The 26,142-nt window shown below is 58.3% G+C and carries 23 protein-coding genes; 3 read left to right on the top strand and 20 right to left on the bottom strand.

Annotated features, from left to right (window positions below; genetic code table 11):
• Positions 1-32: 32 nt before the first annotated feature.
• The 6 genes from PW844_RS06215 to PW844_RS06190 form a co-directional block, all read right to left on the bottom strand.
• Positions 33-1,445, bottom strand: coding sequence for an EmmdR/YeeO family multidrug/toxin efflux MATE transporter (locus tag PW844_RS06215; protein WP_299449533.1), 1,413 nt, complete (start codon positions 1,443-1,445; stop codon positions 33-35).
• A gap of 114 nt (positions 1,446-1,559) precedes the next feature.
• Positions 1,560-2,309: an ABC transporter ATP-binding protein gene (locus PW844_RS06210; RefSeq protein ID WP_299449532.1), complete on the bottom strand. Its 750-nt coding sequence runs from the start codon at positions 2,307-2,309 to the stop codon at positions 1,560-1,562.
• A complete protein-coding gene (locus PW844_RS06205; RefSeq protein WP_299449531.1) occupies positions 2,302-3,177 on the bottom strand; it encodes an ABC transporter ATP-binding protein in 876 nt (291 codons plus the stop codon). Before PW844_RS06205 ends, PW844_RS06210 begins: the two co-directional genes overlap by 8 nt.
• The gene (gene livM / locus PW844_RS06200) at positions 3,170-4,453 is read right to left on the bottom strand and encodes a high-affinity branched-chain amino acid ABC transporter permease LivM (RefSeq protein WP_299449530.1); all 1,284 of its coding nucleotides are present in this window, start codon (positions 4,451-4,453) and stop codon (positions 3,170-3,172) included. Before livM ends, PW844_RS06205 begins: the two co-directional genes overlap by 8 nt.
• A 10-nt stretch (positions 4,454-4,463) precedes the next feature.
• A complete protein-coding gene (locus tag PW844_RS06195) occupies positions 4,464-5,378 on the bottom strand; it encodes a branched-chain amino acid ABC transporter permease LivH (protein ID WP_299449528.1) in 915 nt (304 codons plus the stop codon).
• A gap of 82 nt (positions 5,379-5,460) precedes the next feature.
• Positions 5,461-6,576 carry a branched-chain amino acid ABC transporter substrate-binding protein gene (locus tag PW844_RS06190; protein ID WP_299449527.1) on the bottom strand — a complete coding sequence of 372 codons (1,116 nt, stop codon included), beginning with the start codon at positions 6,574-6,576 and terminating at the stop codon, positions 5,461-5,463.
• 337 nt (positions 6,577-6,913) lie between these two features.
• Between PW844_RS06190 and PW844_RS06185 the strand changes: the two genes are divergently transcribed.
• Positions 6,914-8,368 (top strand): AMP nucleosidase, encoded by a 1,455-nt coding sequence (locus tag PW844_RS06185; protein ID WP_299449526.1) that lies wholly within the window; start codon positions 6,914-6,916, stop codon positions 8,366-8,368.
• A 269-nt stretch (positions 8,369-8,637) separates the two neighbouring features.
• Here the strand turns inward: PW844_RS06185 and PW844_RS06180 are convergent, their stop codons facing one another.
• Positions 8,638-9,936, bottom strand: coding sequence for an NCS2 family permease (locus tag PW844_RS06180; protein WP_217621306.1), 1,299 nt, complete (start codon positions 9,934-9,936; stop codon positions 8,638-8,640).
• A 431-nt stretch (positions 9,937-10,367) separates the two neighbouring features.
• On the opposite strand from PW844_RS06180, the gene PW844_RS06175 reads away from it, so the two are divergent.
• On the top strand, positions 10,368-11,114 hold the full coding sequence (locus PW844_RS06175) for a response regulator transcription factor (protein WP_299449524.1): 747 nt from the start codon (positions 10,368-10,370) through the stop codon (positions 11,112-11,114).
• On the opposite strand, the gene PW844_RS06170 is transcribed toward PW844_RS06175, so the two are convergent.
• The 6 genes from PW844_RS06170 to PW844_RS06145 all read right to left on the bottom strand — a co-directional run bounded on the left by PW844_RS06170 (position 11,051) and on the right by PW844_RS06145 (position 17,271).
• Entirely contained in the window at positions 11,051-12,103 is a 1,053-nt protein-coding gene (locus PW844_RS06170) for a carbohydrate kinase family protein (protein WP_299449523.1), read from the bottom strand. The genes PW844_RS06175 and PW844_RS06170 overlap by 64 nt on opposite strands.
• Before the next feature lies 1 nt (position 12,104).
• On the bottom strand, positions 12,105-12,965 hold the full coding sequence (locus tag PW844_RS06165) for a ketose 1,6-bisphosphate aldolase (RefSeq protein ID WP_299449522.1): 861 nt from the start codon (positions 12,963-12,965) through the stop codon (positions 12,105-12,107).
• A 12-nt stretch (positions 12,966-12,977) separates the two neighbouring features.
• Positions 12,978-13,661, bottom strand: coding sequence for a D-lyxose/D-mannose family sugar isomerase (locus tag PW844_RS06160; RefSeq protein WP_299449614.1), 684 nt, complete (start codon positions 13,659-13,661; stop codon positions 12,978-12,980).
• 58 nt (positions 13,662-13,719) lie between these two features.
• Positions 13,720-14,658 (bottom strand): ABC transporter substrate-binding protein, encoded by a 939-nt coding sequence (locus PW844_RS06155; protein ID WP_084875732.1) that lies wholly within the window; start codon positions 14,656-14,658, stop codon positions 13,720-13,722.
• Between the two features lie 113 nt (positions 14,659-14,771).
• Positions 14,772-15,755 (bottom strand): ribose ABC transporter permease, encoded by a 984-nt coding sequence (locus PW844_RS06150; protein WP_084875734.1) that lies wholly within the window; start codon positions 15,753-15,755, stop codon positions 14,772-14,774.
• A 10-nt stretch (positions 15,756-15,765) separates the two neighbouring features.
• Positions 15,766-17,271, bottom strand: a complete 1,506-nt coding sequence (locus PW844_RS06145) for a sugar ABC transporter ATP-binding protein (RefSeq protein WP_299449520.1) — start codon at positions 17,269-17,271, stop codon at positions 15,766-15,768.
• A 144-nt stretch (positions 17,272-17,415) separates the two neighbouring features.
• Here PW844_RS06145 and PW844_RS06140 point away from each other — a divergent pair, with 144 nt between their 5' ends.
• Positions 17,416-19,992: an ATP-binding protein gene (locus tag PW844_RS06140; RefSeq protein WP_299449519.1), complete on the top strand. Its 2,577-nt coding sequence runs from the start codon at positions 17,416-17,418 to the stop codon at positions 19,990-19,992.
• On the opposite strand, the gene phnE (PW844_RS06135) is transcribed toward PW844_RS06140, so the two are convergent.
• The 7 genes from phnE (PW844_RS06135) to phnL form a co-directional block, all read right to left on the bottom strand.
• Positions 19,946-20,830: a phosphonate ABC transporter, permease protein PhnE gene (gene phnE, locus PW844_RS06135; protein ID WP_299449517.1), complete on the bottom strand. Its 885-nt coding sequence runs from the start codon at positions 20,828-20,830 to the stop codon at positions 19,946-19,948. The genes PW844_RS06140 and phnE (PW844_RS06135) overlap by 47 nt on opposite strands.
• The gene (gene phnE / locus PW844_RS06130; protein WP_299449516.1) at positions 20,827-21,690 is read right to left on the bottom strand and encodes a phosphonate ABC transporter, permease protein PhnE; all 864 of its coding nucleotides are present in this window, start codon (positions 21,688-21,690) and stop codon (positions 20,827-20,829) included. The genes phnE (PW844_RS06135) and phnE (PW844_RS06130) overlap by 4 nt, the downstream gene beginning before the upstream one ends.
• Positions 21,691-21,810: 120 nt before the next feature.
• Positions 21,811-22,740 carry a phosphonate ABC transporter substrate-binding protein gene (gene phnD, locus PW844_RS06125; protein WP_084875744.1) on the bottom strand — a complete coding sequence of 310 codons (930 nt, stop codon included), beginning with the start codon at positions 22,738-22,740 and terminating at the stop codon, positions 21,811-21,813.
• 26 nt (positions 22,741-22,766) lie between these two features.
• On the bottom strand, positions 22,767-23,597 hold the full coding sequence (gene phnC / locus PW844_RS06120) for a phosphonate ABC transporter ATP-binding protein (RefSeq protein ID WP_299449515.1): 831 nt from the start codon (positions 23,595-23,597) through the stop codon (positions 22,767-22,769).
• Positions 23,598-23,759: 162 nt separating this feature from the next.
• Complete coding sequence (gene phnN, locus PW844_RS06115; RefSeq protein WP_299449514.1) at positions 23,760-24,296, bottom strand: ribose 1,5-bisphosphokinase; 537 nt, start codon at positions 24,294-24,296, stop codon at positions 23,760-23,762.
• Positions 24,296-25,432, bottom strand: coding sequence for an alpha-D-ribose 1-methylphosphonate 5-triphosphate diphosphatase (gene phnM, locus PW844_RS06110; protein WP_208715557.1), 1,137 nt, complete (start codon positions 25,430-25,432; stop codon positions 24,296-24,298). The genes phnN and phnM overlap by 1 nt, the downstream gene beginning before the upstream one ends.
• A complete protein-coding gene (gene phnL / locus PW844_RS06105; RefSeq protein ID WP_299449510.1) occupies positions 25,429-26,133 on the bottom strand; it encodes a phosphonate C-P lyase system protein PhnL in 705 nt (234 codons plus the stop codon). The genes phnM and phnL overlap by 4 nt, the downstream gene beginning before the upstream one ends.
• Positions 26,134-26,142 lie beyond the last annotated feature (9 nt).

Raw genomic sequence — 26,142 nt, 5'->3', positions numbered from 1 at the left:
GGCGCGATTTATCGCGCATCATTAAAGGGAACTTACCCCCCGGTTTTCGCCAGCATTCGCCGATAATTATTCAGCCATGTGCCGCTGGTCAGACGCCACCAGAAGCAAATGCCGCGCACTGTCCAGTCGAGGAACATGCCGAGCCACACACCAATCACCCCCATACCCAGCACAATACCAAGCAGATAACCGGCTACCACGCGTGCGCCCCACATACTGAACATCGAAACGTACATGGTGTAACGGGCATCGCGCGCCCCTTTCAACCCGGCGGGCAGCACCCAGGAGGCGGTCCAGATCGGCATAAAAGCGGCATTCAGCCAGATCAGGTGTTTGGTCACCGTGATCACCTCCGGATCGCGGGTATAGAACTTTGCCAGCAACCCGGCAATCGGCACGGTGATCGCCGCCAGGCTACACAGGCCAATCATCGCCAGCCAGAATACATGCTTGATCTGGCGTTCGGCCTGCATCACCTGATTACGCCCGAGCCGCTTGCCGGTGATAATGGTCGAGGCCGAGCCTAATGCGTTACCGGGCAGGTTAATCAGGGTAGCAATCGAGAAGGCGATAAAGTTACCGGCGATTTCGTTGGTACCCATCCCGGCGACAAAAATCTGCGTCAGCAGCTTACCGCCGTTAAACAACACCGATTCGATACTGGCAGGCACACCAATGCTCAGCACTTCCATCAGGATGCCGTAATTCCAGCGCCGAAAGTAACTCTGGATGGAGATCTTTAGCGCCGGGTTGATACCCAGATACAGCACGTAAATCGCCGCTATTGCGCCGATATAGCGTGAGATGGTCAGCCCGAGACCGGCCCCGATAAAACCCAGGCCATGCCAGCCAAAACAGCCATAGATCAGCACGGTACTGATGATGATATTGAGGATGTTCATCCCGCCGTTGATCAGCATCGGGATTTTGGTGTTGCCCGCCCCGCGCAAAGCACCGCTACCGATCAGCGCAATCGCCGCTGCCGGATAACTCCACGCAGAAGTTTGCAGGTAGCTGAGCGCCAGCTCCTTCACCTGGGGCTCGGCGCTCCCGGCAATCACATCGATGATCAGGTGACCCCAGATCTCAATGGCGATCACCAGCAAAAATGCCAGTACCGTCATCAATCCCAGCGACTGACGGGTGGCCGCACGCGCGCGTTTGCCATTACGTTTGGCAAGGCTGAACGCCACCACCACCGTGGTGCCGAGATCGATGGCTGCAAAGAATGAGATGATCACCATATTGAAGCTGTCGGCCAGGCCTACGCCCGCCATCGCTTCTTTACCCAGCCAGCTAACCAGGAAGGTACTGAGGACGCCCATCAGCATCACGCAGAGGTTTTCGATAAAGATGGGCACGGCCAGAGGCGTAATTTCACGCCACAACAGCGTGCGATAAGAACGGCGTTTTGGGTACCACGCCGTTTTTCTGATCGCCCGCATCACTGCTACGCCAGGATTTTGCAAGGGAATACCAAATCACTTTGGACAAGAAGAATAATGATGATAGGCCGCTAACAATTATGCAAAGTGTTTCCCGTCAACATTTAATCATTATTACAAACTTTTTGTTCCCGGGGCCGCAGGATCGACCGCACCGCCCAGATAAGCACTGCGTACATCCTCGTTATGCAGCAATTCCTCGCCGCTGCCGCGCAGCAGAATTTCACCGTTGACCATGACATAGCCCCGGTCGGCCAGTTGCAGCGCATGGCGGGCATTCTGCTCCACCAGAAACAGCGTCATGCCCTGTTGTGTCAGTTCACGCAGGATGCTGAAGATCTGTTTCACCACCAGCGGTGCGAGACCGAGGCTTGGTTCATCCAACAGCAGCAGCGTTGGCCGACTCATCAGCGCACGCGCTATCGCCAGCATTTGCTGTTCGCCACCGGACAGCGTCATCGCACGTTGCTTACGCCGTTCCAGCAGGCGCGGAAACAACTGATACATACGGTCCTTATCCTCGCGCACATGACGATCGCCAAGCGAGATGGTACCCATCAGCAAATTTTCCTCCACCGTCATATCGGGGAAAATTCGCCGCCCCTCCGGGGACTGGGCAATGCCGCTGGCGGCAATCGCATGGGTCGATTTGTGGCTGATGGCTTCGCCGCGAAAGCGAATCTCCCCGGCAGCGATACGCGGCTGGCTGAAGATCGACATCAGCAGCGTGGATTTGCCCGCCCCGTTGGCCCCAATCAGCGCCACAGTTTCCCCCTCGTTCACTGTCAGGGAAACCTGTTTCAAAGCCTGTACCGGACCGTAAAACACATCCACCCCTTCAAAACTCAGCATCGGTTCAGCCATGATCACTCTCCTCTTCCGCGCCGAGATAGGCGGCAATCACTTTCGGGTCATGACGGATTTGCTGCGGGGTGCCCTGGGCAATCACATCCCCGTGATCCAGCACCACGATATGGTCAGAGATGCGCATCACCATCGGCATATCGTGTTCGATTAACAACACGCTGATGCGATGGTCAGCGCGCAGACGATGCAGAATCTGGCTTAACGCCTCGGTTTCCACCGGGTTGAGTCCGGCAGCCGGTTCATCGAGGCAGATCAGCTCCGGTCGCGTGCACATCGCGCGGGCAATTTCCAGCCGTCGCTGCTGGCCGTAAGACAAGGTGCCCGCCAGTCGATTGGCGCTGCCGACCAGGTCCACATTCTCCAGCCAATAAAACGCCCGATCCAGCGCGCGATTTTCCGCCTCGCGATAGCCGCGGGTATTCAGAATGCCCGCCAGCAGCTGGCGGTTAACCTGCATATGTTGCGCCACCAGCAGGTTCTCAATCACCGACATCTCACGAAACAGGCGGATATTCTGGAAGGTGCGCGCCAGACCGGCACGGTTCACCAGATGCGCACCGCCAAACATTTTGTACCAGACGCGCGAACCGAGCCGCGCCGGATGCAGCCAGTCAGCGGGGTGAATTTTCTGCCCCAGTACCTGAATCACGTCGGTAGATCGCTGCCTGGCATTCAGGGTGATGCGCCCACCTGTCGCCCGGTAAAAGCCGGTTAAACAGTTAAATACCGTGGTTTTTCCCGCGCCGTTGGGGCCAATCAGCGCCGTCACCGAACCACGTTCAACGGCCAGGCTGACGTCATTAAGCGCCTTAATGCCGCCAAAGCGCATCATCAGGTTATCCACCTGCAAAATAGCATCACTCATGGCGTACTCCTTTACGCAGCGGCACGCCTACGCGTGCGGTTCGCACCAGCCCGCGTGGCCGCCAGATCATCATCAGCACCATCAGCACGCCAAACAGCAGCACCCGGTACTCGGCGAAGCTGCGCAGCAGCTCGGGAGCAACGGTCAGCACAAACGCCGCCAGTACCACACCCAGCGTCGAACCCATCCCGCCCAGTACCACAATGGCGAGAATCAGTGCCGATTCGAAAAAGGTAAACGAGGTCGGATTGACGAAACCCTGATAGCTGGCAAAGAACACTCCAGCGATACCGGCGGTTGACGCGCCCAGCATAAACGCCGACAACTTGACCAATACGTGATTCAGCCCCATCGCCCGGCAGGCGATCTCATCTTCGCGCAGCGCTTCCCAGGCGCGGCCAATCGGCATGCGCGTCAGGCGATGTTTGATAAACAACACCAGCAGCACCACCAGAACCAGCACCACGTAGATAAAGATAAACTTCATGTTCGGGTTGTAGTCGAGGTGGAAAAACTCGTTATACGGCACCCCGCCCTCGCGTGCACGGCGACCAAATTCCAGCCCGAGAAAGGTGGGAGACGGCACCGACACCCCGTTGGGGCCGCCGGTAAATGTCAGCCAGTTGTTCAGCACCAGACGGATGATTTCGCCAAAGCCAAGGGTGACGATCGCCAGATAATCGCCGTGCATCCGCAGCACCGGGAAACCCAATAGCGCACCAGCAAAGGCGGCCATCAGCGCCGCGAGCGGCAACATGCTCCAGAATCCGAGGCCGAGATACTCATAACCGAGGGCCAGCCCGTAGGCACCGATGGCGTAAAACGCCACATAACCGAGATCAAGCAGCCCCGCGAGACCCACCACAATATTCAGCCCAAGACCAAGCAAGACGTAAATCAGCCCGAGAATCGCCACCGTCAGCAGGTATTTGCTGGAGAGGAATGGAAACGCCAGCGCCACCACCAGCAGCAAGGGCAGGATCCAGCGCAGGCGTGAACGATGGCCCGGTTCGCGCACGTACACGCCATCATCATTGCCTTCGAATTTACGCGCGAAGCGCTGCCCGGCAGCGGATTGCTGAAACAAGCTAAACAGCAGACGGCCCACCATCACCACCGCCACCAGCACAGCAACACGCTGCGGCGAAAGATGAAAACTGTAGCCATCCAGCACCACACCGACAATCGGGCCAAACACCACCAGCGCCACCAACCCGGCCATCAGACAATCCAGCAGCGACTGGCGCAGATCAATTCGTTGCGTCATTGCACTCATTTTGGCGTCCTCATACTTTGGCAACCAGCGGTCGTCCCAATAGCCCCTGTGGCCGGAAGATTAAAATCACCACCAGCAGGGCAAAAGAAAAAACATCTTTGTAATCGGAGTTCACCAGCCCGGCGAACTGCGCTTCTGCCACGCCAAGCAACAGGCCGCCAAGCATCGCCCCCGGCAACGAACCAATGCCACCCAGCACCGCCGCAGTAAAGGCTTTGATGCCGATGACGAAGCCAATATAGAAATCAAAGGTGCCGTAGTTCAGGGTGACCAGCACCCCGGCCAGGCCCGCCATCGCCGCGCCAATCATAAACACCAGCGAAATCACCCGGTCGGTGTTGATACCAAGAATGGCGGCCATGCGCCGGTCCTGCTGCACCGCACGGCAAATCCGTCCCAGCCGCGTGTATTGGATAATCCAGGTAAGCAACGCCATGCCGCACAACGCGGCAATCAGGATAAACACTTTGGTCCAGGTGATTTGCACCACGCCATCGCCCACTTCCATGCGCAATACACCGGACATCAGGGTGGGGATACCCTGCTGGTTCGGACCCTGACTTATCTGCACGTAGTTTTGCAAAATCAGTGACATACCAATGGCAGAAATCAGCGGTGCGAGACGAGTGGAGTTACGTAACGGACGATAGGCGATGCGCTCGATAGTCCAGCCGTAGACCGCCGTCACCACAATGGTGAAGATCAGGGTGCCGAAGATCAGCAGTGGGAAGGAGTGAATGCCAAAAAAGCTGAGCAGCCCCAGCCCGATGGCACAAAGATAGGCAGAGACCATATACACCTCGCCGTGGGCGAAGTTGATCATGCCGATGATGCCGTAAACCATGGTGTAGCCAATGGCAATCAGCCCGTAAACCGCGCCCAGTGTCAGGCCGTTCACCAGCTGCTGGAGAAAGAAGGCTTCCATATGCAAGTCCCGTGCTTAAAGGGAGCGCAAACTTCGCGCCCAATCGCGAATGGCCCCGCAACACGCGGGGCCGCGTGTCAGCTTACAGCTGGTGATATTTGCCTTTGTCGTCCCACTGATACACCACATAATCCGAGACTTTCAGATCGCCTTTGCCGTCCCAGGCTTTTTTGCCCATCACGGTATCAACGCTATTGGCCTTCAGCCACTCACTGGCTTTGGCGTTATCTTTACCTGCGGCTTTGTAAGCGGCGGCCAGCGCCTGCACTGAAGCGTAGGCATACAGGGTATAGCCTTCCGGCTCAAAACCACCGGCGCGGAATTTGGCGATCACCGCTTTGCCGTCAGGAATCTGACGCGGATCCTGACCAAATGTCATATAAACGCCCTTGGTGTATTGCGGGCCGCCCGCTGCGGTCACCATATCTTCAGTCACGATACAGTCACCGGAGAAGAAGGCCGCCGTCACACCCTGCTCACGCATCTGACGTACCAGCGGACCGGCTTCCGGGTGGCAGCCACCGAAGTACACCACATCCGGTTTGACTGAGGCGATTTTGGTCACCAGCGCGTTAAAATCTTTCTCGCCACGCGACAGACCTTCATACAGCACCTCGTTGACTCCGCGCTTTTCCAGCGCAGCCTTGGTGGCATCGGCCAGCCCCTGGCCGTAGGTGTCTTTGTCGTGGATCACCGCCACGCGTTTGGCTTTCAGCTTATCGATGATGTAGTTAGCGGCAATCGCCCCCTGCTGATCGTCGCGGCCACACATACGGAACATGGTTTTCATGCCGCGTTCGGTGATTTGCGGGTTAGTCGAGCCGGGGGTAATCGCCAGCACGCCAGCATCGTCATACACTTCGGAAGCGGGCATGGTGGAAGAGGAACAGAAGTGCCCCACCACGGCCAGTACCTTGTCCTGGTCTACCAGGCGGTTGGCAACGGCGACGGCCTGTTTCGGTTCGCAGGCATCATCCCCCTGCACCAGCACAATTTTTTCACCATTCACCCCTCCGGCCGCATTGATGTCATCGGCTGCCTGAGTCGCGCCCTTCCAGTACTGTGCGCCGTAAGTGGCGTTGGGGCCTGAGAACGGACCGGCCACCCCAATCTTAATATCCGCCTGGGCATAAAATGCCGCGCTCAGGCAACCTGCAATCACAACCTTCAATGGTAATTTTATGAATTTCAAAGACATGCTTTCAATCCTCAACGGGTCAGGAACGGAGCCATACCACGGCCTGGGAGAAATCAATTTCTGAAACTTAACGATGTGCAGTCTGTGACCAGCAGGGCCACGGTTAACAATCAAGCAAAAAGCTCGCCAAAGGTAAGCATTGGTGACAAGTTTTTGCACCGGCATCGCGCCAAAGCGGGAGGGAACGCGTCTGCTGATCTTAACCATAGCCAGCGTTTTAAGACGCACCAGCACTCTGTTGGTGCAGAATGCGGTTGATCACAGATTCTTCATGGTGCTGAGGGGTTTACCCGCTATGCTATAGCCAAATCGGCCCAAAATTGATGCGGGAGAACTTATGAATACACAACGGAACGGCATCAGCAGCCAGCAGGCGCTGGATGAACTTGAGCGGTTATACGCCAACGCGGTAGAGGCGTTACGCAACGCGATTCGCGACTTTACTAAAAACGGACGTTTGCCGGATGAGGCAGCGCGCCAGCAAGGGTTATTTGTCTATCCGGAGCTGCGTATTACCTGGGCTGGCGAGGGTCCGCAACGTAATCGTACCCGTGCCTGGGGCCGTTTTACCCACACTGGCAGCTACAGCACCACCATCACGCGCCCGGCGTTATTGCGTCACTATCTCAGTGAGCAATTGCTGATGATTGAGAAAGAGTACGAGGTGGTGATTGAAGTCGGACCCTCGCAGCAGGAAATTCCTTACCCTTATGTGATTGACGGTTCCGATTTGTCTCTGGACCGCTCGATGAGCGCCAGCATTGCACGCCATTTCCCCACCACCGAACTGTCGCAGATTGGTGATGAAACCGCCGATGGTTTGTTCCATGCTGACGCGCAGCTCCCGCTGTCACACTTTGATGCACTGCGTACCGACTTCTCGCTGGCGCGTCTGCGTCATTACACCGGCACCGCCGTGGAGCACTTCCAGCCGTTTGTACTGTTTACCAATTACACGCGTTACGTTGATGAGTTTGTCCGCTGGGCAATTGAACAGGTGCAGGATCCCAACACCTCCTACGACAGCCTCGCCTGCGCCGGTGATGTGGTGATCACCAAAGATACCCAGGACCCGGAAGCGATGATGTCGGATCTGGCGTGGAAGAAACATCAGATGCCGGCCTGGCACCTGACCTCACCCAATCGCCGTGGCATTACTCTGGTCAACATTGGCGTGGGCCCCTCCAATGCCAAAACCATCTGTGATCATCTGGCGGTGGTGCGCCCACATGCCTGGCTGATGATAGGGCACTGCGGCGGCCTGCGTGAAAGCCAGACCATTGGCGATTACGTGCTGGCACATGCTTACCTGCGTGACGATCACGTGCTGGACAGCGTACTGCCGCCGGATATTCCGATTCCGAGCATCGCCGAGGTGCAACGCGCGCTCTACGACGCCACCAAAGCGGTGAGTGGCATGCCCGGTGAAGAGGTCAAACAACGCCTGCGTACCGGAACGGTGGTGACGACAGATGACCGCAACTGGGAACTGCGTTATTCCGCTTCTGCGCTGCGCTTTAATCTCAGCCGCGCGGTAGCGGTGGATATGGAAAGCGCCACCATCGCCGCCCAGGGTTATCGTTTCCGGGTGCCTTACGGCACGCTGTTGTGCGTTTCGGATAAGCCGTTACACGGTGAAATCAAACTGCCTGGTCAGGCGAATCGTTTCTACGAGGGAGCGATTTCCGAACATTTGCAGATTGGGATTTGTGCGGTCGAGCTGCTGCGCGCCGAGGGGGATAAGCTGCATTCGCGCAAATTGCGTACTTTTAATGAACCACCGTTCAGGTAATTTTACGGCAACGGCGGTCTGGCCCTGAGAAGGTTCCGCCCGCCAGACTTTAGGCAATTTCAGGACCGCCGTGCTGAATTGCGCGATAAATCGCGCCGCTACACATGACCGCACGTAACGTAGCGGCGCGATTTATCGCGCAAAGAAGCCGCAATCGGCGCAACGCCGGGAAATGCAAAGAGGGCCGCCAGGCCCTCTTTACTCAGTCGCCGCACCGGTGAACTGAAACGATATCAGCCTGAGGCGAACCAAACCGCCTCAATGCCCGATTACGCACTCAACCAACCGAGTTTAATCACAAACAGGATCGACATAATAATCAGCGCCGCATTCACCTCTTTAGTACGACCGCTCAGCAGTTTCACTACCGTCCAGGTAATAAAACCAAACGCAATACCGTTGGCGATGGAGTAAGTCAGCGGCATGGTCAGCGCAGTCACCGTGACCGGGGCTGCAGTGGTGATGTCTTTCCAGTCAATCTCCGCCAGGCCGGATGCCATCAGTACGGCGACAAACAGCAGCGCCGGAGCCGTTGCGAATACCGGCACGCTACCCGCCAGCGGCGAGAAGAACAGGCTGAGCAGGAACAGAATGGCAACCACAATCGCCGTCAGACCGGTACGGCCACCGGCGCTGACGCCCGCTGCCGATTCCACATAACTGGTGGTGGTTGAGGTACCCAGCAGTGAACCAAACAATGCTGCCGCACTGTCGGCAATCAGCGCACGGCCCATTTTCGGCACGTTACCCTGCTCATCCGCCAGACCGGCGCGCTTCGTCACACCCAGCAACGTACCGGTGTTGTCGAACACGTCCACAAACAGGAAGGCAAAAATCACGCTCACCAGGCCGACGTTAAAGGCACCCGCGATATCCAGATGCAGGAAAGTCGGGGCGATTGACGGCGGTGCAGAGAACACGCCACCAAACGGCGTCAGGCCAATGCCCATCGACAGGAAGGTGACGATCAGAATACCGATCAGCACCGCACCGGTAACGCGACGCGCTTCCAGCACCACGATGATGACAAAGCCCAGCAGTGCCAGCAGTGGACCCGGCTTGGTCAGATCACCCAGACCCACCAGCGTCGCCGGGTTATCCACCACGATACCCGCCCCTTCCAGCGCAATCAGCGCCAGGAACAGGCCGATACCCGCCGCAATCCCGGCGCGCAATGGCAACGGAATGCTGGCAATAATCCATTCACGAATTTTGAACACCGACAAAGCAAAGAAGATACAGGCAGAGAGGAATACCGCACCCAGCGCGATTTGCCAGGTGTAACCCATATGCAGTACCACTGTGTAAGTAAAGAAGGCGTTGAGGCCCATACCCGGTGCCAGCGCAATCGGGTAGTTGGCAATCAGGCCCATCAGGACACAGCCAATCGCCGCCGCCAGACAGGTCGCCACAAAGACCGCACCCTTATCCATGCCAGTGGCACCGAGGATGCTTGGGTTAACGAACAGGATATAGGCCATTGCCAGGAAGGTGGTTATGCCCGCAATAACTTCGGTGCGGACCGTTGTGTTGTGCGCTTTTAGCTTGAATAGTTTTTCTAACATCATCATCTCTCGTGATGGGGAGACGTCACTGACGTGCGTTCTCTTGCCAATGGGGTGTGCATGCGCGTTATTGTTTCGGGAAAAAGCAGACGGGGCTGCATGCTCTGCCATCGATCCGCCTTGTAGTCAAACTCCTTTCCCCTCAGTCCTCATAGCAATTGCTATGCCATGCCGGGACGCAATCGTTTACCTTCTCAATCACAGCACCGGCTAAGACTATTCTGAACCAGAACGAGGCGCGATTATGGTGCATTGCACTATGTGCGCGCAATCGTTTTCCCACACGTCAATGAGGGCATGAAAAAAGATTGCGGTAACGCACGCTTTCGCATTCTGTCAGGCGATGTCGCTCACGTTTCTGTTGCCTGATGCAGCAGGCAAAAGTGGTCGGTATACACTCTCCGTTAACTCTTCCATAACAAAAGAGGCCCGTAATGAAGCCCGCAATTCTGGTAGTGGATGACGATCGTGCCGTCTGCGAACTGCTGCATGATGTGTTGAGTGAACATGTTTTTACCGTTTATAGCTGCCACCAGGGCAAAGACGCGCTGACCTTACTGGCGGCGCATCCGGAAATTTCGCTGGTCATGCTGGATATGATGCTGCCGGACACCAACGGCCTGCTGGTGTTGCAGCAGATGCAACGACAACGGCCCGAACTGCTGGTGATCATGCTGACCGGCATGGGATCGGAAGCGGATATGGTGGTCGGGCTGGAAATGGGCGCGGACGATTATATTGCCAAACCCTTCAATCCCCGCGTGGTGGTGGCACGCGCCCGTGCCGCGTTACGCCGTTGCGGACGGCTGGCGCAACCGGACAACCTTCAGGATGATGGCTGGCAATTTAATGGCTGGCGGCTGGATGAAGCACGTTGCCAGTTGTTCAACCCCCAGCGCGAAAGTGTGCCGCTCACCCAGGGCGAGTATGCGCTGCTGCGCGCGCTGGTGTGCCATGCACGCAAAGTGCTGACGCGTGATCAATTGCTGGAACTCACCCACAGCGAAACCCTGGATGTGTTTGATCGCACCATTGATGTGTTGATTATGCGGCTGCGGCGCAAGATTGAAATGAATCCGCACCAGCCCAGCCTGATTCGCACCATCCGCGGCCTCGGTTATGTTTTTTCCGCTGATGTGATGCGCCCGGCGTCGGTAGCGCTGGTCACGCAAATCGCCTGACCCATCCAGCGCTGCATCTCGCTCAAAGGGCGGGTGCCGTCCAGCGCATTGGCCGCCTGCAAATTGAAACAGGCGCAGGTATGCGCCAGCTTTAAGGTGTCGGTCATCGGCCAGCCCTGGTGGCTGGCATACAGCACCCCGGCACAGAAGGCATCCCCTGCGCCAACGCTGCCGACAATCTCCTCCGGCTGTAACTGCCACGCCGGTTGCCAGTGCCCTTCACCACCGACCTGCAACCCCCATGCGCCCTCGGGGGCATGGATCACCACGCGCTGACGCACCCCTTGCTGCGCCAGCCAACGGGCAGCGGCAGCAAAGCTGGCGGGCGCTGCCAGTCCCTGTGTACTGCGCAGGCTGATACCGGTGAGCGATTGCGCTTCCAGTTCGTTAATCACCAGATAGTCGAGCCAGCGTAACGCGGGCACCACCAATGCCTGATACTCCCCGGCACGCGACACCAGATCGAGTGAGGTCAGATAACCGCGCTGCTGCATCTGCGCCAGCAACTGTGCGCTGCGCGTGCCCCAGGTTGTATCCGGCACATCGAGGGCATCCAGCAGCAGCAGATACCCCAGATGGAAGATGCGATGATCGGTATTCACCGTGGCAAACTGCGCCAGATCGAGCTGCGCATTGGCTCCCCGCGCATGGAAGAAGGTGCGCTGCCCATCGGGCGTGGTCATCACCTGGGTCATGGCGGTATTCACGCTGCGGATACGCTGGACAAAACGTCGTTCAACATGATGCTGGTCCAGCAGTTGCACCAGGTAGTCGCCGTCACTGTCCTCACCAATCATCCCGACAGCCGCCAGCGGCAGGTTGATCTGCATACGTGCCAGGGTGAATAACACATTCGGCACCGCACCACCGCTACATTTTTCGCTGTGGTGGATTTCGGCCAGCCAGCCCTGCTCCGGCCAGTGGCTGATACGCTGCACATGATCCACCAGCATGCTGCCTGCCGCTAAGATGCCGCTGCGTGCCACCATCTCAGGCTCTCCCGGCGCTGCCAAATACCCGCATCTGCTGCGCCACCACGTTGGCGATATCGCGCTCCACTGCCATCAGCAGTTCGGCAAAGGCATCGTAGCGCGCTTCACGCTGGGCAATCTGGCTCTCAATTGCCCCCAGCGCCGCCTGAGACATGCCGGTGTAGAAATTGATTTTATGGATACCCAGACTGATGGCGTGACGGAAATCCGCATCGCTGATGCCGGAACCACCGTGCAGCACCAGCGGCACGCGCGTCGCATCGCGGATCGCCGCCAGCCGGTCGAAATCGAGTTTCGGTTCGCCTTTGTATTTGCCATGCGCATTACCAATCGCCACCGCCAGACAATCAATGCCGGTGCTGCGCACAAACTCCGCCGCCAGTCGGGGATCGGTAAATTTGTCGCTGTCCGCTTCACCAAACAACGCACCACCTTCATCCCCGCCGACCGCGCCGAGTTCCGCTTCCACCGACACCCCGAGCGCGTGGCAGATCTTCACCACTTCCTGGGTCTGGCGCACATTCTCGTCATAACTGAGGGTGGAACCATCAAACATCACTGAGGTAAAACCGAGACGGATCGCCTGCATCACCGCCTCGAAATGCAGGCCGTGATCGAGGTTAAGCACCACCGGAATATCGTGCAATGCCGCCTCTGTGCGGATGGCCGCAATCAGATGATCGAGGCTGACATACTTAAAATGCACTTCGGCGATATTGATGATAAACGGCGAACGCTGCTGCTCTGCCGCATGGAACAGGGCACGCAGAAAGTGGGTATCGAGCACGTTAAACGCGCCGAGGGCATAACCGTTTTGTTGCGCATGAGCCAGGCCCTGCGCCAGTGAGATCAGTGCCATATCGTTGCTCCTTCAGTCCAGCCAGCGGGCATATTCGTTACACAGCAGCCAGCGCGGATCTTCATCCTCATCAATCGGGTTGAAGCGCGCCAGCGGGGTAAGAAAAACATTGTCGTGCTCGTCATCGTTCGGCATGGAAACCTCCCCCACCAGCACGTCGCCATAACCCTCTTCGCCCCAGAAGCTGTGCCAGATACCCGGCACCAGGGTGACGCTCTCCCCCGGCGACAGGCGCAGTTGTGATCCAGCAGCATGGGTCTGACGGATGCCATCGAGGGTGACGTTCACCGGTGTGTTGGCCAGCCGATCGCCATCACGATTGTGCAGTGTCACAATCAGGTTGCCGCCGCCACGATTGATAATGTCTTCCATCTTTTGCGGGTGGTAGTGCATCGGCGTCACCTGCCCTTCCCGCACATGCATGATCTTTTCCGCGTAGGGTTTCGCCCACGGCTTGCCGCCGCGCGAACCGTTACGCAGGGTGAACAGGGTTAAACCCGTCTGAAAGAAATCCTGCGCGCCAAAGCTGGTGACATCCCAGCCGAGGTGCAGCGCCAGCAGCTCGTCGGCCGCTGGCTTATCCAGCGCACGCCACTGGCTCAGGCCGTAATCGGCCCAGCTGGGCAGATGGACATCCTGGCGCATAAAGAATTCACGGGTGAGTTGCAGAATGGTATTCACTTCCGAACGTTGCATCACTGCGTCTCCGGTCAGTGGAAAGTGGGGGCGGCCCATGGCGCACCGCCCGCGTCGGTTATTTCACCGTCCAGCCTTTGTAGCTGCTGACATTGTTGCGGTCGATCATCGACACCGGGATCAGCACTGGCTTATCCGGCGCAGGTTTGCCTTGCAGGATGTCATAACCGATCTCCACCGCTTTCGCCGCCATCACCTGCGGGTCCTGCGCCGGGGTGGCGACAAACAGTGAACCTTTGCGTTTCAGCGCCTCTTCACCGTCCGGGCTGCCATCGACGCCAACAATAAAGAATTCGTGGCGCTGCGCCTGTTTGGCGGCTAAATCCGCGCCGATGGCGGTTGGATCGTTAATGGCGAACACCGCATCAATTTTCGGGTTAGCCGACAGCAGGCCGGTCATCACTTCCAGCCCACCTTCACGGCTGCCTTTGGCGTTCTGGTTGGAGGACAGGATCTTGATATCCGGGTGGGTTTTGAACTCGTTCATGCAGCCTTCCACGCGGTTCTGCACCGCTGAAACCGGCGGTCCGTTAATGATCACCACGTTGCCTTTGTCTTTCAGGCGGTCAGAGATGTATTTACAGGCCATCGCCCCTGCTGCGGTGTTATCGGAGGTGATGGTGGCATCGGCACCTTCAGCGGCCACGTCCACCGCCACCACCACGATCCCGGCATCACGGGCGCGTTTAACGGCAGGCGCGATCCCTTTCGAGTCAGCAGCGTTGAGGATGATCATGTCCACTTTGGCGGCAATAAAGTTGTCGATTTGCGCCACCTGCTGGCCGAGATCGTAACCGCTGGAGACCAGCGTCACCTTCACGTCATCTCCCGCCAGCTTGCGTGCTTCCAATGCCGCCCCTTTGGTGATCTGCACGAAGAACGGGTTGGCGAGGTCGCCGACGGTGACACCAATGGCTTTTAACTCTTTGGCCTGGACCAGCGGTGCGCTGAGAAGCGTGGCCGCCAGCAGTCCGGTGATAATCGGATTAAAACGCATAGTCGATGTTCTCCTGCTTTTTTTGTTGGTATTGCATTGCGCGATAAATCGCGCCGCTACAAAATCGTGCGCCATCCCGTAGCGGCGCGATTTATCGCGCGTCTTTTTCTCTTTCAACCGACGTGATGCCGGGTACGGTACTTGTCGATCAACACGGCGATAATGATCACTCCCCCCTTAATCACCAGTTGCCAGAAGTACGACACCCCCATCAGCGTCATGCCGTTGTTCAGCGTGGCGATAATCAACGCACCAATCAGCGTGCCGGTGATGGTGCCGATACCGCCGACAAAGCTGGTGCCGCCGAGGATCACCGCAGCAATCGCGTCCAGCTCGTAGCCCACCCCGAGGTTGCCGTTGGCGCTGTATAGCCGCGAGGCGCTCATCAACCCGCCCAGCCCGGACAGCAGGCCACTGACGGCATAGACGAACGCCAGCACCGCCCCGACCTTGATGCCGGTGAGACGTGCCGCCTGCATATTGCCGCCCACCGCGTAGATATGAACCCCAAGCGTAGTGCGGCGCAGAATGAACCAGCACAAGGCAATCACCGCAAAGGCAATGACAATCAGCCACGGAATCGGCCCAATATAGCCATTGCCTATCCACTCAAAGTTAATGTCGGAGTTAATCACCGTAGTGCCGTCCGCCAGCAGATAAGCCGCGCCACGCAAGGCGGTGTAGGTGCCGAGGGTGACGATAAACGGCGGCAGTCCGGCCCAGGCCACCAGCAGGCCGTTGAACAGCCCCATGATCAGGCCCGCCCCCAGCGCCGCCGGGATGGTCAGGCTGGCAAACGCCGGGTCGAGCGAGACCACCATCGCCACCACCGCCGTGGTGCCGAGCATCGAACCGACCGACAAATCAATGCCGCCGGTGAGAATGACAAAGGTCATGCCTGCCGCCAGCACGATGTTAATTGATGCCTGACGGGTGATGTTCAGCAGGTTGGCTTCAGTAAAAAAGTTGGGGGCAACAAAACCAAACACCGCGACGATCAGAATCAAAATTGGCAGGATGCCGACGGTCTGCAACAGATCCGCCATCAACGCACGTTTCAGCGTCGGGTTTTTCATACGGGTGGTTTCACTGGTCATCCGCGTCTCCTCAAGGCTCGACCGGCTGTGCGCCGGTGGCCAGTGTCATAATGTTTTCCTGGCTAATCTCTTCACCGCTCAGTTCACCGGCAATGGTGCCTTCGCGCATCACGTATACCCGGTCGCTCATCCCCACCACTTCCGGCAGTTCACTGGAGATCATCAGGATTGCCACGCCCTGCTGCGCCAGCTGGCTCATCATGCGGTAGATTTCACTTTTGGCACCGACATCCACGCCACGCGTGGGTTCATCGAGGATCAGGATGCGCGGGGCAATCGCCACCCAACGCGACACCAGCAGCTTCTGCTGATTGCCGCCGGACAGGCCACCGGCGCGCACCTGGGCATGGGGAACACGAATGTTGAGAGTCTGGATCGCCTCACTGGCGATCTTCTGGCCTTTGCGGCGATTAAGCAGGCCATAGCTGGCATCACGTTCCAGCGTCGCCATCACAATGTTTTCCTGGGCGGCCAGTTCGAGAAACAACCCCTGCTCTTTACGGTTCTCGGTGAGAAAGCCAATGCCGTGGGCGATGGCTTCACGCGGGGAGTGGATTTTGACCTTCTCGCCGTCAATCCAGACCTCGCCGCCACTCGATTTGTGTACACCAAAAATCAGCTGCGCCAGTTCGCTGCGCCCGGCCCCCACCAGACCCGCCAGCCCGACAATCTCCCCGGCGCGCACCGCCAGGCTGCTGGGATGGACTTTTTTGCCGTCTGTCAGATGGTTCACCGCGAGACGAATTTCGCCGAAGGGAATGGTGCGATCTTTGTTGAACAGATCGCTGAGCGGACGCCCAACCATCATACGCACCAGTTCGCTGGCGTTGAGTTGATCACGCGTCAGACTGCCGACGTACTGACCATCACGCAGCACGCTGACGCGGTCGGAGAGTTCATACACCTCCGCCATGCGGTGGCTGATATAGATGATCGCCATCCCCGCGCTGCGCAGACGTTTGATCAAGGCAAACAGCTGCTCGGTTTCACGGTTGGAGAGCGCGGCGGTGGGTTCATCCATCACCAGGATGCGGCTGTTGCGATGCAGCGCGCGGGCGATCTCCACCTGCTGCTGCTCGGCAATGCTGAGACGGCTGACCAGATCGGTGGCGCTGAACTGCGCACCAAGGCGATCGATCACCTGCTGCGCCTCTTCCGCCATCTGGCGACGTTTGACCAGACCTACGCGGGTGATTTCGCTACCGAGAAAGATGTTTTCCGCCACCGTCAGATTGGGGGCCAGATTGATCTCCTGATAAATCAGGGTGATGCCTGCCGCCAGCGCGTCTTTCGGCCCTTTGATGACATAGGGTTGACCATCAATCAGGATTTCCCCACTGCTGGCGGTGTATGCCCCGGCCAGAATTTTCATCAGCGTGCTTTTGCCCGCGCCGTTTTCCCCCATCAGCGCATGCACCTCGCCGGGCCAGACTGTCAGATCCACCCCTTTCAGCGCGTAGAAACTGCCAAAGCGCCGGGTAATTTCCCGCATTTCCAGAATCGGTGTGGCCGCCATCGGTTCGCTCCTGCTGGCAAATCGTGCAGCGAGTTAAGCAATGACAGATAAATGGAAAATGTCAGCCACCATTCATATTTGTCATAAAGCGCCGACCTGGCACTTCTATACTCGCGCAGAAAAGGGCCGGTTGGAGGACGCAGCATGAGTCGAAGTCTGCACTGGCAGGTGGGCGCGCGCGGTCGCCTGCTGCTGTTTAATCTGCTGGTGGTGTGCGTCACCCTGGCAGTGGGTCTGGTGGCAATTAGTGGATTTCGCCACGCCGGTCACATTCAGGAACAGGCGCAGGCACAAACCCTCGCCGATATGAGCGGCAGCCTGGCGCTGGCACGCGACACCGCCAACGTGGCAACCGCCGCAGTACGGCTTTCCCAGGTGGTGGGTGCACTGGAGTACCAAAGTGAATCGGCGCGCCTGCAACAAACCCAGCAGGCGTTGCAGCACTCGCTGAATCAACTGGCGCGTGCACCGCTGGCGTTGCTGCAACCGGTCTTGCTGCAACGCATCCGTGAACGCAGCCAGATGCTGGAGCAAAGCATCAATCAGCTGCTGCTCAAGGGCCATGAGCGCCATCTGCAACGCAACCGGATGCTGAGTGGCCTGTGGCAGGCTCAGTTGCTGCTCAACCATATCGATAGCCTGGCAGTGCAGCAGCCCTTTTCCCCCGACCTGCGCCAGCAAACGACCCGCCTGCTCACCGTCGCCATTCAGTCCACTACGCCACAGGCAGCAGTACGCCAGCTGAATACGCTATTCGATGCCTGGTCAGCGCTGCCAACGCAGGGGGTACTGGCGGATAAAGTGCAGCAACTGGTCAGCACCGAACGTGCACTACTGCCGGTTGCCACCGAGCTGGATCAGAGCGATATCACCATTGCCTACGCCACCTATCGCATCAAAGCGCTGGTGGCCATGCTTAACGATGACATCACCCATTACGTGCAGCTGGTGGCGCAGCAAACTGACACTCGCAGCCAGGCCACCCATCAGGAGCTGGACTCCATCATCGGCTTTATCGGCCTGTTTATGCTGCTGGCGCTGCTGATCACCGGGTATGCCGGTTACTACATTTATCGCAACCTGGGTTCCAGCCTGACGGCCATCGCCCACGCCATGACGTTGCTGGCGCAGGGGGAGAAAAGCGTCAATGTGCCCGGGCTGGCGCGACGTGACGAGCTGGGGGATCTGGCGCGTGCCTTTAACGTGTTCGCGCGCAATACCGCCTCGCTGGCACACACCTCGCGTCTGCTGAAAGAGAAAAGTAACCAGCTGGAGTCCACCTTTCTGGCGATGCGTGATGGTTTTGCCCTGTTCGACAACAGCGGCGGGCTGGTGGTGTGGAATGCGCAATACGCGCAACTGCTGGGCATCGCGCCGCGTGAACTGCATCGTGGCCTGCATTATCAGCAATTGCTGAAACGGCTGGAGATTGAACTGAACGGGCTGGGCGAGGCCCAGGAAGTGCGGCTGGCAGATGGTCGCACGCTGGAGCTGCGTTTCAGCCCGGTGCCACGGCGTGGCATGGTCAACACCGTGCTGGAACGCACCACACGCAAAGCACTGGAAGAGGCGCTGCTGCATAGCCAGAAAATGAAGGCGGTTGGACAACTCACCGGCGGGCTGGCCCACGATTTCAACAATCTGCTGGCGGTGATTATTGGCAGCCTGGCCCTTACCGTGGATCAACTGCCACCCGGCAGCCTCGCCAGTCGTATCGAACGCGCAAGACAAGCGGCTGACCGAGCCGCCCAGCTCACCCAGCGTCTGCTGGCTTTTTCACGCAAGCAGGCACTCTACCCACGCGCCGTGTCGGTGGTCGATTTGGTAGATAATTTGCAGGGCCTGTTGCAGCACTCGCTGCTGCCAGGCCAGCAACTGGTGATTGAGGCCGAGCGCCCCGGCTGGCCCGCGTGGATCGACGCCGGGCAGCTGGAGAATGCGCTGATGAATCTGGTGGTCAATGCGCGCGATGCGATGGAAAAACAGAGCGGCACCATCCGTCTGCGCGTCTGGCATCAGCAACGCGACGAAGGCGACCGTGTCACCATTGAAGTGATCGACCACGGATGCGGCATGTCCGCCGAGGTGCAGACGCAGGTGTTCGAACCGTTTTTCACCACCAAAGCGATTGGCAGCGGTAGCGGGCTGGGGTTGTCGATGGTGTATGGCTTTGTCCGTCAGTCCGGCGGGCAAATCGAACTGGAAACCGCGCCCGGCCAGGGCACCACGGTGCGCCTGTTACTGCCGCGTGCTCCTGATGTGGCACAGCCCGCATCCGTCGTTGCGCCCCACTTGCTGAGCGCCAGTGCTGACCGGCTGGTGCTGGTACTGGATGACGAACCGTCGGTGCGCCAGACGTTGTGCGAACATTTACATCAGCTGGGCTACCTGACGCTGGAGTGTGGCGATGGCGAAAGCGCACTGACGCTGCTGCGCCAGACGCCAGATATCGAACTGCTGATCAGTGACCTGATGCTACCCGGCAACCTCAACGGTGCCGATGTGATCCGCCAGGCGCAGCAGCAGTGGCCGCAACTGGCGACGCTGCTGATCAGTGGACAGGATTTGCGCCAGACGCCGGTGATGCTGCCGCTGTGTGAGCGGCTGGCAAAACCCTGGCATCAGGCGCAGCTGGTGCAGGCGCTGGAACGCGCCTGGCAGCGCAGTGAACGGCTCAGTCGCGCGCGGCGGGCTGCCACAGCGGCACCGCTTTCCCGGTGATGTAACGTTTACGCAGACGGCTGGAGACAACATCCATAATCATCACGATCGCCGCGAGGATCACGGTGATAAACATCACCACATCCCAGTTCCACAGGCGCATGTTCTCGGCATACACCAGGCCGACACCACCTGCGCCGACAAAGCCCAGCACTGCCGCCGAGCGGGTGTTGGATTCAATCTGGTACAGGCTGAGGGCGAGGAAAGTCGGGAACGACTGGGTGAAAATACCGAAGCGGTGTTTTTGCAGGCTGTTGGCCCCGACGGCTCCCAGGCCACGGCTCGGCGAACGCTCCACCGCTTCGTGTCCTTCAGCATACAGTTTGCCGAGCAGGCCAATGTCCTGCATCACAATCGCCAGCACCCCGGCCAGCGGCCCCATGCCGACCGCGCGCACAAAGATCAGACCCCAAATCGCCATATCGATGCCGCGCAATATATCCAGTACACGACGCATCAGCAGCGAAATCGGGCGGGTAAGCGGGTCGTGCATCACGTTACGCGCCGCCAGGAAGGAAATCGGTAGCGCCAGCAGCGTCGCGGTGAAGGTACCGGCAAACACAATCGCCAGCGTGATGCCAATCTGCGACAGGTAATAACCGAATGGCCAGTTGGCGAAATCCTGCCAGACAAACATGCGCAGGAAATAACGTCCCAGCTGCTGGCAGCCAATCAACAGGCGACTCCATTCGATACCAAAAACTTCAAAGAAAAAGATGTAGTAGAGCAGCACGGCCAGCGCGATCAGCGCAATGCGGCGCAGATAACGCTTTTGCGCGGCAAACAGCGCCGGGTGTTCCTGCTTCAGTTTGCCGATATCCGGGGCCAGAGCAATCATGCGCGTTCTCCTTCCACCACGCGACGGCGCAGCCAGCCAGAGATCGTATCCAGCAGCGACACCACCACGATGATCAGCAGCAGCGTAATGCTGACCTGATCGTAACGGTCGAGTTTGATATTGGTCATCAGCTCCTGGCCGATACCCCCTGCCCCTACCAGACCCAGAATGGTGGAGGAGCGGAAATTAATCTCCAGACGCATAAAGCTGTAGGAGAGGAAGGTCGGTTTGACCTGCGGCCAGAAGGCAAAACGCATGCGCTGCAATTTGCTGGCACCGCAGGCGGCCAGGCCGCGTACCGGCTTGTCGGAAGCACTTTCAATCGATTCGTAGAACAGCTTGGTCAGGCTGCCAACAGTGTGCAATGCCAGCGCAAGAAAGCCGGGAATGGCACCGATGCCAAAGGCCATCACGAACATCACCGCCCACGCCAGTTCCGGCATGGTGCGCAAAAAGGCGACAAACGCGCGAATGGCGAGACGCACGCCAGCGGGAGATTGTGTATTGTCGGCGGCGAAAAAGGCCAGCCCGGCGGCGATAGCCACGCCAATCACCGTTGATGAAATCGCCAGCTGTAAGGTTTCCCAGATCAGCGGCAACTGAATATTCAGGCGATAGCCCCAATACGCGAAGGAACCTTCGGTTTTCACATCAGCAAACAGCACCGGAAAATGCAGCACCGGCATGGTTTCGCCAATGTAATCAAAGAAATGTGGCAATGATTGCCAGACAGTGACCAGGTTGAATTCCGCGATTTTGCCCGCAGCAAGATACAGTGCCACCAGCAACAGCGACCACAGCAACGTGTCACGCTTTTGCTGACGACGGATGCGTTGATAGTAGTGTTCGAAATCGGTCAAAGGGGAGGTCCTGTGGTTGGAATGCGTACCATAACGATGCGATTTAACGCGCAATGAATTGCGCCGCTACGGCAGTGTGCACGATTTCGTAGCGGCGCGATTTATCGCGCAGAGAAAGCGTTAGCCGCGGCTGCCCTTCATCAGGTCACGCTTCATATCAATGATGTTCTGATAGTCAGCGACAGTTGCCGGGCCGATATGCTGCTCACCGCCCACTGCTTTAACAAAGCAGCTGTGATCTTCTTTATCCAGTTTCTTGATGGTTGCCACCACTTTTTCTTTAAAGTCGGCTGGCAGATTGTTGCTCACCAGGATTGGGCCGTTCGGGATCAACGGTGATTTCCAGATGATGCGAATCTGTTTCATCAGGTCCGGGTGGTCCATACGAATCAAACGACCAAACGCACCTGAGGTGTAACCGGTGTTGTAATCACCCACCAGTGAAGTCCAGGTTACCGCGCCGTCAAACTGACCATTCAGCACGCCGAGGATGTCCTGCTCGTGGCCGCCGGAGAAGGTCACGTTAGAGAAGGTGCCTTTGTACTTATCATCCACCGTGCCGCCAAACTCTTTCTTGAATGCCTGGTTCGGCATCAGGAAGCCAGAGGTCGAATCCGGGTCGGCCATGCCGAAGGATTTACCTTTCAGGTCTTCCAGCTTTTTGTACGGGCTGTCCGCTTTAACGATCACCACCGAGTGGTAACCTTGTGAACCGTCTTTGTCATCCACCACGATACCAACGATATCGACCGCTTTCGGGTTCTGCAGGTAGACCGAGGCATACGATGCCGGTGACATGCTCAGTACCAGGTCAATTTTGTTACCCAACAGGCCCTGAATCACGCCTGAGTAGTCAGAAGAGTTACGCAGTTGGGTGTCAACATTCAGCTCTTTGTCGAAGAAAGTTTTCACACACTGGTTGTCGCCAATCTGCTGCGTGGCGTTCTGGCCACCCAGAATCCCGAGGTTAAGTTGCTTAGGGGCATCCGCTGCGTTAACGCCAAAAGCCATCAAAGCGCCAGTCAGTAAAGCTAAAGAGGTCAGTTTCATTGGTGGTTATTCTCTTGCCGTGGGAGTTAGTGGAGCTGGTTAATTTCGTCGCCGTACAGCTCATGCAGCAGGCCGTCGGTCAACTCAGAAGGATGTCCGTCAAACAGCACCTTGCCGCGCTGAATACCGATGACGCGGGTGCAGTAGTTTTTCACCAGTTCAATCGAGTGCAGGTTGACCATCACGCTGATGCCCTGCTCGCTGACCTGGCGCAGCACGTCCATGATGCGTTTGGTGTTTTTCGGGTCGAGAGAGGCTACCGGCTCATCCGCCAGCAGAATCTTCGGGTTCTGCATCAGCGCGCGACAAATCGCCACGCGCTGCATCTGACCACCAGACAGGTTTTCGGCGCGTTGCAGCGCCTGCGGCAGCATGTTCATCCACTGCAACAGCTCAATGGCCTGAGCGCGGTCAGCTTCGGAAAAGACTTTAAAGAAGGATTTCAGTGTGGAGGTCTGGCTGAGACGCCCCAGCAGCACGTTAGTCAGCACATCGAGGCGCGGCACCAGGCAGAAATCCTGGAAAATCATGCCGCATTCGCTGCGCCACTCACGCATCTGGCGACTGTTCAGTGCCACCACGTTGCGTTCCGCTTCGCCGCTACGCTGGGTGAGGATAGAACCCTCGCTGGCTGAGATGGTGCCGTTCAGCATATGTAACAATGTCGATTTGCCTGCGCCGGAGCGGCCAATCACCGCCACCAGTTCCCCCGCATGCAGATCGAAACTGACATTATCCAGTACGCGGTTTTCGCCGTACGCTTTGCACAGTCCCTGCACCGACAACACCTTGTTGCCCTGCTGCAGGTGCGGAACATAAGGATTGTCGACCACGGTTTTCAGTAATGCCTGTGCCATATTCCGCTCCGTTTCATCTGAGGTGTGAATTGCCCGCTTATTACGGCCAAACGGGATGAACACTTGATGACAGCAAAATGATCAAACCGTGACAGCGTGCCCACTAACAGCGCGATAAATCGCGCCGCTACGGTTGGGTGCGATTTGTAGCGGCGTGATTCATCACGCGGGGTTTTCCAGCAGCAAACGCAGTTGCCGCAGCGTATCCGCCAGCGCGCCATCGTTATTGAGCGGAAAGCTGTGGGCCGGGAGCGGCTCAGCGGCACGGGCGAGGCGGCGGGCGATCTCCGCCTCGCTTTCGCGTCCACGCTGCCGCAGACGCGCCGCCAGTACCTCGGGTGACACCTGCAACACCAGCGGCAGCAGTTGGCTACCGTAGCGTTGCTGCGCCACCGGCAGATGCAGCCGCGAACCATTGACCAGCACGTTAAGATCGCGTGCCAGCCAGTGGTCGATTTCTTCACCCAGACCATAGCTAAGACCGTGCGCCTGCCAGCTGAGGGCAAACAACCCGAGCGCCTCACGCCGCCGAAACTCCGCTTCGCTCAGCGCCACATGGTTCTCACCCCCGGCATCCGCCGGGCGTGTAATGTAGCGATGGGCAATCACCAGACGCTCCGGCGGTGCTTCACGCAGCGCGTTGAGCAGGCTGTCTTTCCCCGAACCAGATGGCCCGGTCAGCCAGATCAGGCGCGCCATCAGAACACCAGCCTGCCCTGCGACCATACATGACGAATATGCGGATGACCGTGATCGGTGTGCGCCAGTACCAGGTCAGCACGCAGTCCTTCGGCGATGGTGCCGCGATCCTGCAAACCGATGGCCCGCGCCGGATTACGTGTCACCAGCGCCACCGCCTGCGGCAGTTCCAGCGTGTTGCGTTCATCCGCCGTTAGGCGGAACACCGCATCCAGCAGGCTGGCTGGGTAGTAATCCGAGGAGAGAATATCCAGCAGACCGGCACTCGCCAGCTCCCAGGCTGCCACATTGCCGGAGTGCGAACCGCCGCGCACAATATTGGGCGCGCCCATCAGCACCTGCATTCCACAGGCACGTGAAGCGGCAGCGGCTTCCAGCGTGGTGGGGAATTCGGCAATCGCACTGCCGACGTCGTGAGATTCGGCCACGTGCGCCGCCGTGGCATCATCGTGGCTGGCAATCGGAATACCACGCGCCCGGCACATCGCCGCAATGGCGTTGCGGTTCGGCTGTGACCATTCGGCCGCCAGCGCCAGCTGTTCGCGTTCAAACTCGTCCATTTGTGCGTCATTGAGCTGATATTTGCCCTGATAATAATCGCGGTACTTCTCCAGGGAGGCGTACTGACGCTGGCCTGGCGAGTGATCCATCAGCGACACCAGCGACAGTTCCGGCGTGCTTACCAGCGCTTCAAACAGCGTCAGCGTGGTGTGATAAGGCAGTTCACAGCGCAGATGCAGCTGGTGATCGACGCGGTTCAACCCTTTGCGATTGCTGTCGCGGATGGCGTCGATCATCTTGTTGAGGTTATCGAGGCGATGACCGCCGTCACGCACATCACCCACGCCAATCGCATCCAGCACCGTGGTAATGCCGCTGGCAACCATCAGCGCATCATGGCTGCTCATGGCCGAATGGGCAGGCCAGTCCACTTTCGGACGCGGAGTGAAGAATTTATCCAGGTTGTCGGTATGCAGCTCCACCAGCCCAGGCAGCAGATACGCCTGTTCGCCATCCAGCGCGCCAGGTTGCTGGCTGTTGCTGTCGCTAAAGCTGGCGATACGCCCCTCGCGGATCTCCAGCGATCCGGCCACCACTTCATTTTCCAGCACCAGTCGGACGTTATTGACGATCATGCTTCTGCTCCTGTTTGTACCGGCTGCATGACGTGCAGGCGATCGGCCACGCGACTGCGCACCGCTTCGTCATGAAAAATACCTACGATGGCCGCACCCCGGGCGCGCGCCTGTTCAATCAGTTCCACCACCGCCGCGCTGTTGGCGCTGTCGAGGGAAGCGGTCGGTTCATCCAGCAGCAGCACCGGATAATCAGCGATAAAACCACGCGCGATATTGACGCGCTGCTGCTCACCGCCGGAGAAAGTTGACGGAGCCAGTGACCACAGGCGTTGTGGCACATTCAGGCGTGTCAGCAGCTCTTTGGCGCGTTTCTCGCAGAAGGCGCGCTCCACACCACGCTCCAGCAGCGGCTGCATCACGATTTCCAGCGTCGGTACGCGCGGGATGACACGCAGAAACTGGCTGACCCAGCCAATGGTGTTGCGGCGAATGGCAAGGATCTGGCGCGCCGGTGCCTGCGCCATATCGATCCATTCCCCGGCATGTTGCAGCCAGATATGGCCGCTGTTGGCCTGGTAGTTGCCGTACAGCGCACGCAACAGCGTTGATTTGCCGCTACCGGAGCGGCCATGCAGCACCACACATTCGCCCGTGTTGACTTCCAGACTGGCGTCCTGCAACACCGGCAGCGCCACGCCGCTCTGGTTGTGCAGCACAAAGGTCTTACACAGCTTCTCCACGCGCAATTGCGTATTCATGGTTGACTC

It is taken from the genome of Pantoea sp. (assembly GCF_028283705.1).
Classification (GTDB): domain Bacteria; phylum Pseudomonadota; class Gammaproteobacteria; order Enterobacterales; family Enterobacteriaceae; genus Pantoea.
This window is presented reverse-complemented; position numbering and strand designations above follow the sequence as displayed.